A 15917-nucleotide genomic window follows, 5' to 3' on the forward strand; every position below is an offset into this window, starting at 1 on the left:
ACGCCTAGGCCTCGATGGGCATGTTCTCCCCGAGTGCGGAAAGCTGCGATTCCGCGCTGACCCCGATATGCGCGATCGGCCATTCGACCTCGACCACCGCGCCCCTCCGCTCGGTCCGGTCCGACGCGGTCAGGAACGGGTCCGACCCGTTGGCGAAGCTCAGCCGGGCGCCCGACCGTTCGAGCAGCGTCTTGGCGATGAACAGGCCAAGGCCCATGCCTTCGTATTCCGGCCGCTTGTTCTGCGACTGGGACTCCTTGCGCTTGCGTACGAAGGGGTCGCCGATGCGGCCCAGCAGGTGGGGCGGATAGCCCGCCCCGTCATCCATGATCCGCACCGTGATCGCGTCCGGGGTCCATTGCGCGACGACCCAGACCTTGCTGTCGGCGAAATCGACAGCGTTCTGGACGAGGTTTCTGAGCCCGTGGATGATCTCGGGCCGGCGATAGATCACCGGCATGCGCGGCGCGCCGCCCTGGATCGGTTCGGCCTTGAAGATGATCTCCTTGCCCCGCTCGACATGGGGCTCGGCCGCTTCCTCGATCACCGCCTCGAGCGGCGCGGTGTGCATGTGCAGGTCGTCCTTGCCCGCCCGTCCCATCGACCGCATGATGTCGCGGCAGCGGTCCGCCTGGTCGCGGATCAGTTCAACATCCTCCCGCAGTTCGGGCCGGTCGCCCAGTTCCTCGATCAGTTCGGAGCTCGCCAGCTTGATGGTGGCCAGCGGCGTGCCCAGCTCGTGCGCGGCCGCCGCGACCACCCCGCCGAGATCGGTCAGCTTCTGCTCGCGCGCGAGCGCCATCTGCGTCGCCAGCAGCGCGTCGGACATGTTGTTCATCTCCGAGGTCACCCGGTCGGCATAGAGCCCGAGGAACGAGATTCCGATCACGATCGCCGCCCAGAACCCGAACAGGAAGATCGTCGGCAGCCGCTGCACCGCGCCGTCCAGGGTGACCAGCGGCAGGTTGTAGAACGCGACCAACGTGATCAGCGCGAAGGCCACATGGGCCAGAAACAGGGTCGATTTCTGGCTGAGCGCCGTGGCCGAGATGGTCACCGGCGTCAGGATCAGGAGCGCGAAGGGGTTGTTGAGCCCGCCGGTCAGGAACAGCAGCGCCGAGAGCTGCGCGATGTCGAACAACAGGTTCAGCATCGTCTCGTTCTCGGACAGCCGGCGGTTCTCGGGATAGATCGCGACGGCGACGATATTGGCCAGGACGGCGGCCCCGACGACCAGCAGGCACAGACCGAGGTCCAGCCTGATCTGGAAATAGAGCTGCGCCACCGCGATCGCGATGACCTGGCCCACCACCGCGGCCCACCGCAGGAGGATCAGCGTGCGCAGCCGGATCCAGTTGCTGCGTTCCGTGGGTGGCAGAAGTCCGGCGGCGCGATCGGTCATGACGTGTTCCGTTTTGAGGCTCGCCCCTTGTTAATCCGGCGGCAAACCCCGATCAATGAGGAGAGCGCATGTCAGGAGACACACGCATGACCCGCATCGCCGCGCTGGGCCTCGCCCTCTTCGTGATCGCTGCGGCCGTCGCTGGCGGCTATTTTCTTCTCCGGCCGGACCCGGGGCAGGACCGGTTCGCCGCGTGCCGGTCGGGCGGTATCGGCGGCGACCCGTCCCTGATTGGCGGCCCCTTCACGCTTGTCAGCGAGACCGGGCGCACGGTGACCGAGGCCGATGTCATCACCGGCCCCACGCTCCTCTACTTCGGTTACACGTTCTGCCCCGATGTCTGCCCGCTGGACAACGCGCGGAACGCCGCCGCCGTCGACCTTCTCGACGCGCAAGGCTACGAGGTGACGCCGGTCTTCATTTCCGTGGACCCGGATCGGGACACGCCCGAGGTCCTGGCGGAGTTCACCGGCTACATGCATCCGCGCATGCTGGGCCTCACCGGCAGCCCCGAGCAGGTCAAGGCGGCCAGCCGGGCCTACCGCACCTTCTACCAGGTGCAGGACCCGGAGGATGATTACTACCTCATCGATCACTCGACCTTCACCTATCTCGCCTTTCCCGGCCTCGGCGTGCTCGAGGTATTCTCCCGCGGCACCACCCCCGAGGAGATGGCCGAGCGCGTCGCCTGTTTCGTCGATATGCGCGACTGAAATTGACCCTCCCGCGTTAACGTCATAAAAAGGCGAAAATCCAAGGCGCGGTCAGGAGGTTGCCCCAATGGCAGACGGCGAATTCAAGGACATCGGCGAAGATCCCTCCCTTCTGATCGTCGACGATGACGAGCCTTTCCTGCGGCGCCTGGCCCGCGCCATGGAAAAACGCGGCTTTCAGACCGAAACCGCCGACTCCGTCGCCGCCGGAAAGGCGATCGCCACCGCGCGGCCCCCGGCCTACGCCGTGGTCGACCTCCGGCTGGAGGATGGCAACGGCCTCGACGTGGTCGAGGTGCTGCGCGAGAAGCGGCCGGAGGCCAAGATCGTGGTGCTGACCGGCTATGGCGCGATCGCGACCGCCGTCGCCGCGGTCAAGATCGGCGCGACCGACTACCTCTCGAAACCGGCCGATGCGAATGACGTCACTTCCGCGCTGCTGGCCGATGGCGAGGCGTTGCCGCCGCCGCCCGAGAACCCGATGTCGGCCGACCGCGTCCGCTGGGAGCACATCCAGCGCGTCTACGAACAGTGCGACCGGAACGTGTCGGAAACCGCGCGGCGGCTGAACATGCACCGCCGCACGTTGCAACGGATCCTGGCCAAACGCAGCCCGCGTTGAGGTTCGGCCCGGCGGCGCTGGGCCTTGCGCTCGCCGCGGGATGCGCCGCCCCGCCGGCGGAGGCGCCTTCGACCCTGTTCCTGCCCGACGCCCGCGGTCTGGCCATCGTCGGATCGACCCTGCGTATCGATTTCGGCCGGGCGCCGGATGGCGTGATCTCGGCCCTGGCCCGCGAACTCGGCCCCGGCCGCCCGCGCCCGCTCGCCGGGTGCGCCGAGGGCATCGTTCAGCGCCGCGCCTGGGGTGCCCTCGATCTGACCTTCAGCCGCGAACGCTTCGTCGGCTGGCAGACCGCCACCGCCGCCGCCGGCCGCGGCTGCGCCCCGGCGGGAGAAACCGCTTCCAGGTCTTTCCCGTCACCTGCCCCCAGGAAAACAATGCGCCGGGAGCGCCCTTCCGATTCCTGAGCTGCGTCCGCGCCGCGTTGCCCAGCCCGCACGGTGGTCAGAGGGCGGCAATCAGTTCGGCATGCCGGGCCGTGTAGGCCGCGCGCGCCTCGACCGGTGGACGCAGCCGGATCGCCAGACCTTCGATCGCCGCCGGGTCCGGTCGGCCGAAGAACCGCGTTGCCTCGCGCTCGTCGAACCCGGCGATCTGCGTGGCCTCCAGCCAGGCCGAGATCCGGTCGGCCTTCTTGATCTGCGACTTGACCTTCGCCGGCACCGCCGCCGGCAGCCCGAAGCGCAGATGCACCGCCGCCGCCAGTCGTCGTTCGAGGTCGCCATAGCCGGGGCCGACCGCAGATTTCACCGGCGAGATCATGTCTCCGATCACGTATTCCGGCGCATCGTGCAGCAGTGCCGCCAGGCGCCACTTCACCGGCGCCTTCGGGGCCAGCCCTCCGAAGATCTCCTCGACCAGCAGCGAATGCTCGGCCACCGAGTAGGGAAAGTCGCCCGCCGTCTGTCCGTTCCAGCGCGCCACGAAGGCCAGCCCGTGGGCGATGTCCTCGATCTCGATATCGACCGGCGTCGGGTCCAGCAGGTCCAGCCGCCGCCCCGACAGCATCCTTTGCCACGCGCGCGCCTGTTTCATCCTCGTCCCCGTTCTGGCCCCGCCCGCTTGCCATGGCCCGTTTGGATTGTCGAGACACCCGGGTGATGCTATGGCCAGCGGCAACGGAAATCCCTGAGGAGAAGGCCGTCATGGCTGAAGATTACATCATCAAGGACCTTTCGCTTGCGGGTTTTGGCCGCAAGGAGCTTGAGATTGCGGAGACGGAGATGCCGGGTCTGATGGCGTGCCGGGAGGAGTTCGGCGCGGCGCAGCCCCTGAAGGGCGCGCGGATCGCCGGCAGCCTGCACATGACGGTCCAGACCGCGGTTCTGATCGAGACGCTGGTGGCGCTGGGGGCCGAGGTGCGCTGGGCGTCCTGCAACATCTTCTCGACCCAGGATCATGCCGCGGCCGCGATCGCCGAGGCGGGCATTCCCGTCTTCGCCGTCAAGGGCGAGACGCTGCCCGAGTACTGGGACTATTGCGACCGCATCTTCCAGTTCGCCGAGGGCGGCGCCAACCTGATCCTGGACGACGGGGGCGATGCCACGCTCTACATCCTGCTCGGCGCGCGGGTCGAGAACGGCGAGGACGACCTGATCGCGGTGCCGACCTCGGAAGAGGAAGAGGCGCTGTTTGCCCAGATCCGCAAGCGGATGGCCGAAAGCCCCGGCTGGTTCACGAAACAGCGCGACATGCTCAAGGGCGTCAGCGAGGAAACCACGACCGGCGTTCACCGTCTCTACGAACTGATGAACAAGGGCCTGCTGCCCTTCCCGGCGATCAACGTCAACGACAGCGTCACCAAGTCGAAATTCGACAACAAGTACGGCTGCAAGGAAAGCCTGGTCGACGGCATCCGGCGGGCCACCGACACGATGATGGCCGGCAAGGTCGCCTGCGTCTGCGGCTATGGCGACGTGGGCAAGGGCTCGGCCGCCTCGTTGCGCGGGGCCGGCGCGCGGGTGAAGGTGACCGAGGTCGACCCGATCTGCGCCCTTCAGGCCGCGATGGACGGGTTCGAGGTGGTGCTTCTGGAAGACGTGATCGGCACCGCCGACATCTTCATCACCACCACCGGCAACAAGGACGTCATCCGCATCGAGCACATGCGCGAGATGAAGGACATGGCGATCGTCGGCAACATCGGGCACTTCGACAACGAGATCCAGGTGGCCTCCCTCAAGAACCACAAGTGGACCAACATCAAGGACCAGGTGGACATGATCGAGATGCCCTCGGGCGCGCGGATCATCCTGCTGTCCGAGGGGCGGCTGCTGAACCTGGGCAACGCCACCGGCCACCCCAGCTTCGTGATGTCGGCGAGCTTCACCAACCAGGTGCTGGCGCAGATCGAGCTCTGGACCAAGGGCGAGCAGTACGGCAACGAGGTCTACATCCTGCCCAAGCATCTCGACGAGAAGGTCGCCCGCCTGCACCTGGAGAAGATCGGCGTGAAGCTGACCGAACTCTCCACCGAACAGGCCGCCTATATCGGCGTCACACAAGAAGGCCCGTTCAAGCCAGAACATTACAGGTATTGAGCCGCGGCTCGAGACAACAGGAACCGCCGTCCGGAATAGCCCGGGCGGCAGTCTTGTTCGGTTGATCTGCTAGATAAGGGCAGCGCCCGCCCGGGGCGCGGGCGGGCGCTGCCCGGCGTCGCCGCCGGGCCGTTCGTCCGATTTGCGGATCACGCTGGCCCGCGCCCCTATAGCCCCTCGCCCAGCCCGAAATTCTCGGTCACGTAGTCGATATCCTTGTCGCCCCGGCCGCTGAGGTTGATCAGGATCGACTTGCCCGGGTGGTTCGGCGCCTCACGCGTGGCAAAGGCCACGGCATGGGCGGATTCCAGTGCGGGGATGATGCCTTCGTGACGCGAGAGGGCATAGAACGCCTTCAGCGCCTCTTTGTCGTCGGCGGCGGTGTAGGTGGCGCGGCCGGTCTTGCGCAGATGGGCGTGCTCCGGCCCCACGCCGGGATAATCGAGCCCCGACGCCACGGTATGGACCGGCGCGGGATCGCCGTTCGCGTCGGTCAGTACGACGGTCCGAAACCCGTGGATATCGCCATCGGCGCCATAGGTGAGCGTTGCGGCGTGATCGCCGAGTTCGGGTGAGGTGCCGCGCGGCTCCACCCCGTAAAGCGCGACGTCATCGTCGATGAAGCCCGAGAACAGCCCCATCGCGTTCGACCCGCCACCGACGCAGGCCGCGACGATGTCGGGCAAGTCGCCCGTCATCTCGAGGAACTGCGCGCGCGCCTCGACACCCACCACATGCTGGAAGTTGCGCACCATCATCGGAAACGGGTGCGGTCCCACGATCGATCCGATGGCGAAGAGCGCGGTGTCGGCCTGCTCGATATAGCTCTGGAAGCAGGAGTCCACGGCCTCCTTCAGCGACCGCCCGCCGAAGGAGACCGGCACAACCGTCGCGCCGAGGAGCTTCATCCGCGTGACGTTCGGCGCCTCCTTGGCGATGTCGATCTCGCCCATGTGGATTTCGCACTCCATGCCGAAATAGGCCGCCGCGGTGGCCAGCGCCACGCCGTGCTGCCCTGCCCCGGTTTCGGCCATCAGCTTGGTCTTGCCCATGAACTTGGCCAGCAGCCCTTCGGCCATGCAGTGGTTCAGCTTGTGCGCGCCGGTATGGTTCAGGTCCTCGCGCTTGGCGTAGATCTGGGCGCCGCCGCAGACCTCCGAGAGGTTGCGGAAATGCGAGACCGGGGTGGGCCGCCCCTGGAAATGTTTGCGGATATACTGCAGCTCGCGGATGAAGTCGGCCGATTTCGCGATCCTGTCATACGCCTTGCGGATGTCCTTGAAATGCGGCTCCAGCGGCGGTGGCAGCATCGCCCCGCCATAGTCGCCGAAATAGCCGTCCCGCGTGGGGGTGGTCTTGAGGTAAGCAGTCATCCGGGCAGTCCTTCTCTGTCGGCGCCGGCGATTTGACACCCTGCCGGACTCCCCTGCAAGGCGCGAAAGCGCCACACACCGGCGACATACGGTGCAATTCCTGTTGGAGCGCGATTCGCTTTGCGGCTAGGCTTCCGCCGAGGGAACGAGGACCAGGGAGATGAGACCATGGGTAAACGCGAAGAGCTGATCGAGAAATACGCCGACGACCTGCGCAACAAGTGCGGGATGGCACCGGACATGGACCTGCTGACCAAGGTCACCATCGGCTGCGGCCCGGCGATCTACGATGCCGATGCCGAAACCGTGGCCGCCTCCCAGCCCGGCGAGCTGGAAACGGTCAAGAACAACTTCCTGGTCAAGAAGCTGGGGCTTTCGGACGGGCCCGAGCTGATGGAGGCGATCAATGCCGTCATCGAGACCTATGGCCAGTCCGAGCGGAACAAGTACCGCGCGGTCGTCTACTACATGCTGACCAAGCATTTCGGCAAGGAACACGTCTACGGGTAGGCGGCTCCGGGGCCGGTTTTGCGCCGGCGGTTGTCTTAAATTCTCGGCACTCGGCCTTTGCGCGCGCCGCGCGAGTGGGCTAGGGTTGTGCTTGCCCGGCAGGATGGCAGGGCCCTCATAGAATTCACGTGTGGTGCGCAGGGTGCACGTGGGGTGATGGAGGGTTCTGCAACCGGTAGAACCCTCCATTTCTATGTTTTCGTGGCGCCCATGCCCCGGCAGACAGACGTGCCGCCACAGCTGGTTGTATCGCGGCCGGCGGTGCCTAGGTGTTGCCTGAAGGCGGCGTGCGACCGACGCCGCGACTGGACAACGGAGGGAGCCCATGGCGCATAAGCCCGTCGTCACACCGTTCTGGGACCGCGATACCGGAAGCTGGCAATACGTCTTTCACGATCCTGACACGATGAAGGGCGCGATCGTCGATCCGGTGCTGGACTACGATCCCGACCATGCCCGGACCGCGACCGGCAATGCCGACCGGCTGCTGGACTTCGTGCGGGCCGAGGGCATCGAGGTTGCGTGGATTCTCGATACCCATCCCCATGCCGACCATTTCTCCGCCGGGGTCTACCTGGCCGACAAGCTTGGCGCGCCGCGCGGGATCGGCGAGAACGTCGTCAAGGTCCAGCGCCTCTGGAAAGACCTTTACAACCTGCCCGACGATTTCCCCACGGATGGCCGGCAGTGGGACCGGCTCTTCGCTGACGGGGACGAATTCGCGGTGGGCGACATCCCGGTGCGGGTCCTGTTCACGCCCGGTCACACGATGGCCACGGTGACCTACGTGGCCGGCGATGCGGCATTTGCCAACGACACGTTCATGATGCCCGAGAACGGCACCGCGCGGGCCGATTTCCCCGGCGGCAGCTCGTCGGAGCTTTACGACTCGCTCCAGCGCCTGCTCGACCTGCCGGAAGATACGCGCATCTTCATCGGTCACAATTATCCCGACGCAGGCGAGGCGCCGCGCTGCGAGGCCAGCGTCGCCGAGCACAAGGCCAAGAACGCCCATCTCTCCGGTCGGGACAAGGCGGAATACATGGAGTTGCGCGATGCCCGCGATGCCACGCTCGGCCTGCCCCGGCGCATGCTGGCGGCACTGCAGGTCAACATCCGCGGCGGCCGCCTGCCCGAGCCGAAGGGCAACGGGGTCTCGTATCTAACGATACCGGTGAACCGCTTCTGAGCGGGCCTACAGCCCGCCCATCTCGCAGACGATCCGCCACTCCTCCTCGGCCACCGGCTGGACCGAAAGCCGCGAATTGTTGACCAGCACCATGCCGGAAAGCCGTGGGTCGGCCTTGCACATGTCCAGCGACACCGGGTTGGGCATCGGCTCCACCGCCTTCACGTCCACGCACTCCCAGCGTGCGTCGTCGGTGGTGCTGTCGGGATGCGCCTCGGCGATCACCTCGACGATGCCGACAATCGCCTTCTCCTTGAGCGAATGGTAGAAGAAGCCGAGGTCGCCCACCTGCATCGCGCGCATGTTGTTGCGCGCCTGGTAGTTGCGCACGCCGTCCCATTCCTCGCCGGCGTCACCCTTCGCGACCTGGTCGTCCCAGCTCCAGGTGTTGGGTTCGGACTTAAACAGCCAGTACGCCATCACCCGACCACCTTCTTCCACGCCATGATCGACACCTCCTCGAACAGCCCGGCCCGTGCGTAGGGATCGCCCGCCGCCCAAACCTCGGCCGCCGACAGGTCGGCCACGTCGAGAATGACCAGAGAGCCGCACATGTCGCCGGCCTCGTCGAGGAACGGCCCGGCCTGGGCCACAACGCCGGTCTTCTCGATATAGGCCAGATGCGCGTCGCGATTGGCCTTGCGGGTGTCCAGTTGGCCGGGCCTGTCCCGGCAGATCAGCGCGAAAAGGGCCAAGATCATTCCTCCTTAAGGGGGCGGCTCAGCAGGATCTTCACGGCTTCCTGGATGCTGCGCCTGCCGTCGATCACGTGGGCCACGCTTTGCGTCACCGGCATGTCGATGGCGCGGGCCTGGGCGATGGCGGCGACGGCCCGCGCGGTGGGCGCGCCCTCCACCGTCACATGCGGGTCGAAATACGCCCCCTCGCCCAGCGCAACGCCGTAGCCGAAGTTGCGCGACTGCGCGCTGGTGCAGGTCAGGACGAGGTCGCCGAAGCCCGACAACCCGGCCAGGGTCTCGGGGTCGGCCCCGTAGGCGCGGGCAAATCGCTGCATCTCGGCAAAACCCCGCGTGATCAGCGCCGCGCGCGCACTTTCGCCAAGGCCCGATCCGATCACGATCCCCGCGGCAATGGCCATCACGTTCTTGAGCGCGCCGCCCAGTTCCGCCCCCACGACATCGGTGGAGCGGTAAAGGCGCAGGCTCGGGGTCGACAGCCGGTCCTGCAGGTGCGCGCCGGCATCGGCCTCGGCACAGGCGAGCGTCAGCGCGGTGGGCAGGCCGCGCGCGATATCGGCGGCGAAGCTCGGCCCGGTCAGGACCGCGGGCGTCGCGCCGGGGCACGCCTCGGCGATCAACGCGGTGGGGCCGCGCCCCGTGGCCAGGTCCACCCCCTTGCAGCAGGCCACCAGCGCGCGGCCGTCCAGCGCCGCGCCGTGGTCGTCCAGAAGGCCGGACAGCGCCTGTGTGGGCACCGTTAGAAGCACCGCGTCGCAGGCGGCGATATCGCCGATTTCGGCCGAAACAGAGACGTTTTCCTGCAGCGCGACCCCCGTGAGCAACGGGTTTTCCCGCGCGGCACGCATCTCGTGGACACGCGCCGCGTGCCGGCCCCACAGGACCACTTCCCGTCCCGCCTGTGCCAGCGTCACGGCCAGCGCCGTTCCGAAAGCGCCGGCGCCTGCGATTCCGATCCGGTTCATGCCTTCGCTCCCTTCTTGCCCGCGCCCACCAGCGCGGGGCTGCGGTCGTCCAGCGGCCAGCGCGGGCGCGCGGCCAGCCGCATGTCGTCGCGCCCGCCCGCCCGGAACCGCTCCAGCCCCGCCCAGGCGATCATCGCGGCGTTGTCGGTGCAGAGCGCGAGCGGCGGGGCGACGAAGGGCAACTGCGCCGCGCCGGCCACCTCTTCCAATGCCGCGCGGACCGTGCGGTTCGCGGCGACCCCGCCGGCAACGGCTAGCGCGGTCAGGCCCGCCGGCGCCGCGGCAATGGCGCGGCGCGCCTTTTCGGCCAGCACGTCGCGCACCGCGGCCTGGAACGCGGCGCACAGATCGGCGCGGTCGGCCCGAGTGATCCCGCCTTTCTCGGCGATCAGGGCATCGCGCGCCCGCAGGAGCGCGGTCTTCAGACCCGAAAAGGACATGTCGCAGCCCGGCCGGTCGAGCAGCGGGCGCGGAAAGGCGAACCGGGCGGCATCGCCCTGCGCGGCCTCGGCCTCGACCGCCGGCCCGCCCGGTTGCGGTAGGCCGAGCAGCTTGGCGGTCTTGTCGAACGCCTCGCCCGGCGCGTCGTCGATGGTGCCGCCAAGCCGGGTGAAGGTCTCCGCCCCCTCGACGGCGAGGAACTGGCAATGCCCGCCCGAGGCCAGCAGCATCAGGTAGGGAAAGGTCAGCCGGTCGGTCAGCCGCGGCGTCAGGGCGTGTCCTGCCAGGTGGTTCACCCCCACCAGCGGCAGCCCGGTCGCCGCGGCGATCCCCTTGGCGCACATCACGCCCGAGAGCACGCCGCCGATCAGCCCCGGCCCCGCCGTGACCGCGATCGCGTCGAGATCGCCGAGGCCGACCCCGGCCTGCGCCAGCGCTTCTTCCACACAAAGATCCAGCTTCTCGGCATGGGCGCGGGCCGCGATCTCTGGCACGACGCCGCCGAAGGGCGCGTGCAACTCGGCCTGTCCGCGCACAACTGAGGACAGGATCTCGGGCGGCGCCTCCCCGCGCTTACGGACCACCGCCGCGGCCGTGTCGTCGCAGCTGCTTTCCAGCCCAAGGATCGTGAGCGTCTCGCCCATGGTTCTGCCGTTGCCTCGTCTGTCGTCGGCAGGTAACACCACCGCCACGACAGGCACAATCCCGTGGACACCCGCCTTGCCCCCCGACCTGCCCCTTCTGCTGCTGACCCGTCCTCGCCCGCAGTCGGCCCGCTTCGCCGACGCCTTCACCGCCCGTTTCGGCACGGGCGTGGAGATCGTGACCGCGCCGGTGATGGAGATCGTGCCCGACGACGACCCGGTTCCGCTCGACGGGGTGGACGGCCTCATCTTCACCTCGGAGAACGGCGTCGCGGCCTTCGCGGAGGTGCAATCCGACCGCACGCTGCCTGCCTGGTGCGTTGGCGACCGCACCGCCCAGGCGGCACGGGCCGCCGGATTCGCCACCGCCACCGCCTCGGATGGCACGGCAACCGCGCTGGTGCGCGATATCGCGGCCCACGCGCCCGGCGGCCGGCTGTTGCACCTGCGCGGCGAGCATGCCGCCGGCGACGTGGTGGGCGATCTCGCGGCGCTGGGTTTCGAGGTCGAGTCGCGGGTCATCTACCGGCAGCGGGCGATCCCCCTGGACGATGCCGCGCTTGCGCGTGCCGCCGCGGCGCCCGCGACCTTGCTGCCGCTGTTCTCGCCCCGCTCGGCCTCACTTGTCGGCGCCGCCTTCGAGGGCCGGTCGGCGCGGCTCGACATCGTGGCGATGAGTCCGGCGGTGACGCAGGCGTGGCGCGGCCCCGCACCGTTCCGCCTGCGCGAGGCCGCACGGCCCGATGCGGAGGCCATGCTGGACGCGCTGGGCGAATTGCTCGCGGCGCCTGCAGCGCCTTGAGGCCGTTACGGCAACTCTTTATGGTGCGCTGCGTCGCGCCGGGCGCGGTCTGGGACTGAACGAATCGAAAGGCGGTTTTCCGTGGCCAACACCAAAGACGACAAGGACTCGCAGGAGCCCGACAACCGGTCGCAATCCGACGCCGCCCCTGCGGCCGAAGAGGCCATGTCGAACACGCCGTCAGAGGCGGAAGCCGAAACGGAAGAGCGCAGCGGCGAGGATCCGACGGCGCTCGACGACGACCAGGCGGGTTTCCGGGCCGACAGCCCGGCCGATAACACGACCGCGTCGCAGGCGCCCGCACGCCGGCGCGGCGGGCTTCTCGGTCCCGTTATCGGCGGGGTTCTGGCCGCCGGCATCGGCTATGGCGCCGCGCAATACGTCAAGCCCGAGGGTTGGCCCTTTCCCGGCATTGCCGGGCTCGGCGAGGAGGCCCAGGCCACGTTGCGCTCGACCCGGGACGAGCTTGCGCAGACCACCGCGCGGCTGGCCGATCTCGAAGCGCAGGTCGCGGAGCTTGGTGCCGCCGGCGATGCCCCGCCCGACCTGTCGGAGCCGCTGCAGGCCATCGAAGCCGACCTGTCGGGCCTGGCCGGCCGGATCGGCGGGCTCGAAAGCCGCCTGAATGAGATGGACGGTCGCGTCGAGGAGATCGCCAAGACGCAGGTCGCCGCCGCGGGCGAACAGGCGGCCGAAGCGGTCTCCGCCTATGAACGCGAGATCGCGGCGATGCGCGACGAACTGGTCGCGCAACGCGAAGAGAACGCGCAGTTGGCGGAATCGGTTGCCTCGGTCGCCGACGAGGCCGAGGCCGAGCTTGACGCCGCGATGCAGCGCACCGCCGAAATCGAGAGCCGCGCCGCGCTCATGCGGATCGGTGCCGCGCTGGCCAGCGGGGCGTCCTTCGAGAGCGCGCTGGACCAGATCCAGGGCATCGAGGTGCCCGAGCCGCTTGCCGCCGTCGCCGCCGAGGGCGTGCCGACCATGGCCGAGCTGCGCGACGACTTCCCGCCCGCCGCGCGCGCCGCGTTGGCCGTCGCCCGCGAGGTCGAGGCCCAGGGCGATCCCGGCGATCGCGTGGGAGCCTTCCTGCGCAACCAGTTGGGCGTGCGCTCGCTGGAGCCGCGCGAGGGCGACGATGCCGACGCCGTCCTGTCGCGCGCCGAGGCCGCGCTGCGCGGCGGCGACCTGCGCGCCGCGCTGGCCGAACTCGACACCCTGCCCGAGCCTGTCCGCGACGAGATGTCGGGCTGGATCGCCGACGCCACCGCCCGTGCCGACGCCGTCGAGGCGGCCGAGGCGCTCGAGCAAAGCCTGAACAACTGAGGACGCGCGACACATGCTCTGGTCACTTCTCAAGATCCTCATCTTCGTCGGGCTCGTCGCCGCGCTGGCCTTCGGTGCCGGCGTGCTCATGGAAAACGCGCCGGGTCTGCGGATCGCGGTCGGCGAGGTCGAGTTCGTCCTGGGCCCGCTGCAGGCGGTGATCCTCGGTCTTCTGGTGGTGATCGCCGTCTGGCTGCTGCTGAAGCTGGCTGGCCTCCTCCTGGCCACGCTGCGCTTCCTCAGCGGTGACGAGACCGCGATTTCGCGCTACTTCAACCGCTCGCGCGAGCGGCGCGGATTTCAGGCGCTGGCCGACGGCATGATCGCGCTCGCCTCGGGCGAACCGCGGCTGGCGATGTCGAACGCGGCCAAGGCGGAACGCCTGCTCGGCCGGCCGGAACTGACGAACCTGCTGTCCGCCCAGGCGGCGGAGATGACCGGTGACACCCGGCGCGCGATCGACATCTACAAGAAGCTGGTCGTGGACGACCGCACCCGCTTTGTCGGGGTCTGCGGGCTGATGAAGCAGAAGCTGGCGGAGGGCGACACCGACACCGCGCTGAAGCTTGCCGAGAAGGCGTTCGCGCTGAAGCCGCGCCACGGCGAGACGCAGGACGCGCTGCTGCAGTTGCAGGCGCGGAACGAGGACTGGAAGGGCGCGCGAACGACCCTGAATGCCAAGCTGCGCCACGGCACCCTGCCGCGTGACGTGCACAAGCGGCGCGACGCGGTGCTGGCGCTGGCCGAGGCGCGCGACCTGCTGGTCGACGGCAACGGCCCGCGGGCCCGCGACCTTGCCATCGAGGCGAACCGCCTTGCGCCGACGCTGGTGCCCGCGGCTGCCATGGCCGCCCGGGCGCTGGTCGAGCAGGACAAGCCCAAGCCCGCCGCCAAGGTGCTCAAGCGTGCCTGGGAGGTGCAGCCCCATCCCGACCTTGCCGCCGCCTTCGCCGAGATCGCGCCGGAGGAAACGCCGGAGGAACGGATCAAGCGGTTCGAGGCCCTGACTGCGCTGCGCCCCGACGACTCCGAAAGCCGCATGCTGATGGCCGAGCTTCACATTGCCGCCGAGGATTTCCCCGCGGCGCGCAAGGCGCTGGGCGATCTGGCCGAGAGCGATCCGACCGCGCGTGTCCTGACCCTGATGGCCGCGATCGAGCGCGGCATGGGGGCCGACGACAGCGTGGTGCGCGGCTATCTGGCCCGGGCGCTGAGCGCGCCCCAGGGGCCGCAATGGGTCTGCGAGAGCTGCGGCACGGTGCACGAGACCTGGGCGCCGGTCTGCAGCGCCTGCAACGGGTTCGACACCATGTCGTGGACACGGGCGGCCTCGGGCCAGGCGGCCCTGCCCGGCGCGTCCGACATGCTGCCGCTGCTGGTGGGCGGGCCGAAGGAAAAGCCTGCGGGCTGAGACGAAAAAAGGGTCTACACACCCCCGGGCGGGGGTGCTAAAGACCGCGCCACGATGCCGGTGTAGCTCAGCTGGTAGAGCACGTCATTCGTAATGATGGGGTCGGGGGTTCGAGTCCCTTCACCGGCACCACCGAAACGGCGCCCCGCGGGGCGCCGTTTCCGTTTCACCCCTCCAGCGGGACAAGCTCACGTTCCAGCCGATCGCGCAGATGCGCGTGCTGCTCGGGCAGCTGCAACGCCTCGCCAAGATGGGCGGGGTCCTCGTCGCGGGCGAAGCCGGGCAGGTTGGTCGCGATCTCGAACAGCACCCCGCCGGGGCTGCGGAAATAGATCGCGTGGAAATAGTCTCGGTCGATGACGGGCGTCGTGCCGTGGCCCGCTTCGGCGAGCGTTCGGCGCATCGCGTCCTGGGCGTCCCGGTCGGGCACCGCGAAGGCGACGTGATGCACCGACCCCGCCCCCTGCGCCGCCGCCGGACCGTCGACGCGTTCAAGGTCGACGAGGCCCGCGCCGTTGTGCTCGGCCAGCGCAAGCCGCGTGACCGTGCCCTCGCGCCCGATTTCTCGGAACCCCATGAGCCGCAGAAGCTCGGCCGTCGGCTCGTTCTCGCCTAGCCGCAGCGTCACCGCATGCAGGCCGCGGATCGCCATGTCGGCCGCCACGGGGCCGTCCGCCCACGGCCTCCGGTCGTCCGCCGTGCCGACAAGGGCAAGCGTCTCGCCGTCCGGCCCTTCGAACAGCAGCCGGTCTTCGCCGAACGGCCGGTCCCGGTGCACAGGTCCGACCGATCCTGCTTCGAGCCGGGCCTGCCATGCGTCGAGACTGCACGGCGGCACGGAGAAGCCCGTGACCGAGGCTTCGCCCGTGCCCCCGCGTCCGCGGCGGGCGCCCTCGAAGGGAAAATAGGTGATGAGCGTGCCGGGCTGGCCGACCTCGTCGCCGAAATACAGGTGGTAGACGTCAGGCGCGTCGAAGTTGACGGTCTTCTTGACCCGCCGAAGACCGAGCGTTTCGGTGAAGAACCGGTTGTTCGCCACCGCATTCCCCGCCAGCGACGTGACGTGATGCAGCCCATCGACACGCTGTGCCATTGTTCCTTCTCCCTTGGCTTGTGTCCCGTGCAGGTGGGTGCCCCTGCGTCCGCGGCAAGGGCGCCATCGGACACCGGCCCTGTGCAGAATCGCACGGGCGGGCGGCTCACGCCGGCCGGAAAATGCCTTGGGGCCGCCGTCTTGCGCCCGAATTCCGCCAGGATTGCGCGCTAGCACGGAGGTTGGGC

Annotated in this window: 17 protein-coding genes and 1 tRNA gene; 10 read left to right on the forward strand and 8 right to left on the reverse strand. The window is 68.7% G+C overall.

The window, feature by feature from the left end; all coding sequences use genetic code 11:
- Nucleotides 1-4: 4 nt before the first annotated feature.
- Nucleotides 5-1402 (reverse strand): sensor histidine kinase RegB, encoded by a 1398-nt coding sequence (gene regB / locus BUR28_RS13270; RefSeq protein WP_074220561.1) that lies wholly within the window; start codon nt 1400-1402, stop codon nt 5-7.
- Nucleotides 1403-1488: 86 nt separating this feature from the next.
- On the opposite strand from regB, the gene BUR28_RS13275 reads away from it, so the two are divergent.
- From BUR28_RS13275 to BUR28_RS13285, 3 genes are all read left to right on the forward strand, one after another.
- Complete coding sequence (locus BUR28_RS13275; RefSeq protein WP_074220562.1) at nt 1489-2115, forward strand: SCO family protein; 627 nt, start codon at nt 1489-1491, stop codon at nt 2113-2115.
- A gap of 67 nt (nt 2116-2182) precedes the next feature.
- A complete protein-coding gene (locus BUR28_RS13280; protein ID WP_074220563.1) occupies nt 2183-2737 on the forward strand; it encodes an ActR/PrrA/RegA family redox response regulator transcription factor in 555 nt (184 codons plus the stop codon).
- Complete coding sequence (locus BUR28_RS13285; RefSeq protein WP_074220564.1) at nt 2734-3144, forward strand: hypothetical protein; 411 nt, start codon at nt 2734-2736, stop codon at nt 3142-3144. The genes BUR28_RS13280 and BUR28_RS13285 overlap by 4 nt, the downstream gene beginning before the upstream one ends.
- A 37-nt stretch (nt 3145-3181) precedes the next feature.
- Here the strand turns inward: BUR28_RS13285 and BUR28_RS13290 are convergent, their stop codons facing one another.
- Nucleotides 3182-3772 (reverse strand): HD domain-containing protein, encoded by a 591-nt coding sequence (locus tag BUR28_RS13290; protein WP_074220565.1) that lies wholly within the window; start codon nt 3770-3772, stop codon nt 3182-3184.
- Between the two features lie 110 nt (nt 3773-3882).
- Here BUR28_RS13290 and ahcY point away from each other — a divergent pair, with 110 nt between their 5' ends.
- Nucleotides 3883-5277 (forward strand): adenosylhomocysteinase, encoded by a 1395-nt coding sequence (ahcY, locus tag BUR28_RS13295; RefSeq protein ID WP_074220566.1) that lies wholly within the window; start codon nt 3883-3885, stop codon nt 5275-5277.
- 167 nt (nt 5278-5444) lie between these two features.
- On the opposite strand, the gene trpB is transcribed toward ahcY, so the two are convergent.
- Nucleotides 5445-6650, reverse strand: a complete 1206-nt coding sequence (gene trpB, locus BUR28_RS13300) for a tryptophan synthase subunit beta (protein WP_074220567.1) — start codon at nt 6648-6650, stop codon at nt 5445-5447.
- A gap of 168 nt (nt 6651-6818) precedes the next feature.
- On the opposite strand from trpB, the gene BUR28_RS13305 reads away from it, so the two are divergent.
- Nucleotides 6819-7160 (forward strand): DUF2853 family protein, encoded by a 342-nt coding sequence (locus BUR28_RS13305; protein WP_074220568.1) that lies wholly within the window; start codon nt 6819-6821, stop codon nt 7158-7160.
- Nucleotides 7161-7485: 325 nt separating this feature from the next.
- Complete coding sequence (locus BUR28_RS13310) at nt 7486-8349, forward strand: MBL fold metallo-hydrolase (RefSeq protein ID WP_074220569.1); 864 nt, start codon at nt 7486-7488, stop codon at nt 8347-8349.
- 6 nt (nt 8350-8355) lie between these two features.
- Here the strand turns inward: BUR28_RS13310 and BUR28_RS13315 are convergent, their stop codons facing one another.
- From BUR28_RS13315 to tsaD, 4 genes are read right to left on the reverse strand one after another with little or no spacing between them, the layout of a single operon-like run.
- Nucleotides 8356-8769 carry an EVE domain-containing protein gene (locus tag BUR28_RS13315; protein WP_074220570.1) on the reverse strand — a complete coding sequence of 138 codons (414 nt, stop codon included), beginning with the start codon at nt 8767-8769 and terminating at the stop codon, nt 8356-8358.
- A complete protein-coding gene (locus tag BUR28_RS13320; RefSeq protein ID WP_371441596.1) occupies nt 8769-9044 on the reverse strand; it encodes a YciI family protein in 276 nt (91 codons plus the stop codon). The genes BUR28_RS13315 and BUR28_RS13320 overlap by 1 nt, the downstream gene beginning before the upstream one ends.
- 2 nt (nt 9045-9046) lie before the next feature.
- Complete coding sequence (locus BUR28_RS13325) at nt 9047-10012, reverse strand: NAD(P)H-dependent glycerol-3-phosphate dehydrogenase (protein ID WP_074220572.1); 966 nt, start codon at nt 10010-10012, stop codon at nt 9047-9049.
- The gene (gene tsaD, locus BUR28_RS13330; RefSeq protein WP_074220573.1) at nt 10009-11097 is read right to left on the reverse strand and encodes a tRNA (adenosine(37)-N6)-threonylcarbamoyltransferase complex transferase subunit TsaD; all 1089 of its coding nucleotides are present in this window, start codon (nt 11095-11097) and stop codon (nt 10009-10011) included. The genes BUR28_RS13325 and tsaD overlap by 4 nt, the downstream gene beginning before the upstream one ends.
- Before the next feature lie 76 nt (nt 11098-11173).
- Between tsaD and BUR28_RS13335 the strand changes: the two genes are divergently transcribed.
- The 4 genes from BUR28_RS13335 to BUR28_RS13350 all read left to right on the forward strand — a co-directional run bounded on the left by BUR28_RS13335 (nt 11174) and on the right by BUR28_RS13350 (nt 14768).
- Complete coding sequence (locus BUR28_RS13335) at nt 11174-11899, forward strand: uroporphyrinogen-III synthase (RefSeq protein ID WP_254813749.1); 726 nt, start codon at nt 11174-11176, stop codon at nt 11897-11899.
- Nucleotides 11900-11980: 81 nt separating this feature from the next.
- Nucleotides 11981-13225 (forward strand): COG4223 family protein, encoded by a 1245-nt coding sequence (locus BUR28_RS13340; RefSeq protein WP_074220574.1) that lies wholly within the window; start codon nt 11981-11983, stop codon nt 13223-13225.
- Between the two features lie 13 nt (nt 13226-13238).
- Nucleotides 13239-14636, forward strand: a complete 1398-nt coding sequence (locus BUR28_RS13345) for a heme biosynthesis protein HemY (protein ID WP_074220575.1) — start codon at nt 13239-13241, stop codon at nt 14634-14636.
- A 56-nt stretch (nt 14637-14692) separates the two neighbouring features.
- Nucleotides 14693-14768, forward strand: a tRNA-Thr gene (locus BUR28_RS13350).
- A 34-nt stretch (nt 14769-14802) separates the two neighbouring features.
- Here the strand turns inward: BUR28_RS13350 and BUR28_RS13355 are convergent.
- Nucleotides 14803-15729, reverse strand: coding sequence for a ring-cleaving dioxygenase (locus BUR28_RS13355; protein WP_074220576.1), 927 nt, complete (start codon nt 15727-15729; stop codon nt 14803-14805).
- Between the last annotated feature and the right edge of the window lie 188 nt (nt 15730-15917).

The sequence above is a fragment of the Rhodovulum sp. ES.010 genome, from assembly GCF_900142935.1.
In the GTDB taxonomy this organism is placed as follows: Bacteria; Pseudomonadota; Alphaproteobacteria; order Rhodobacterales; family Rhodobacteraceae; genus Rhodovulum.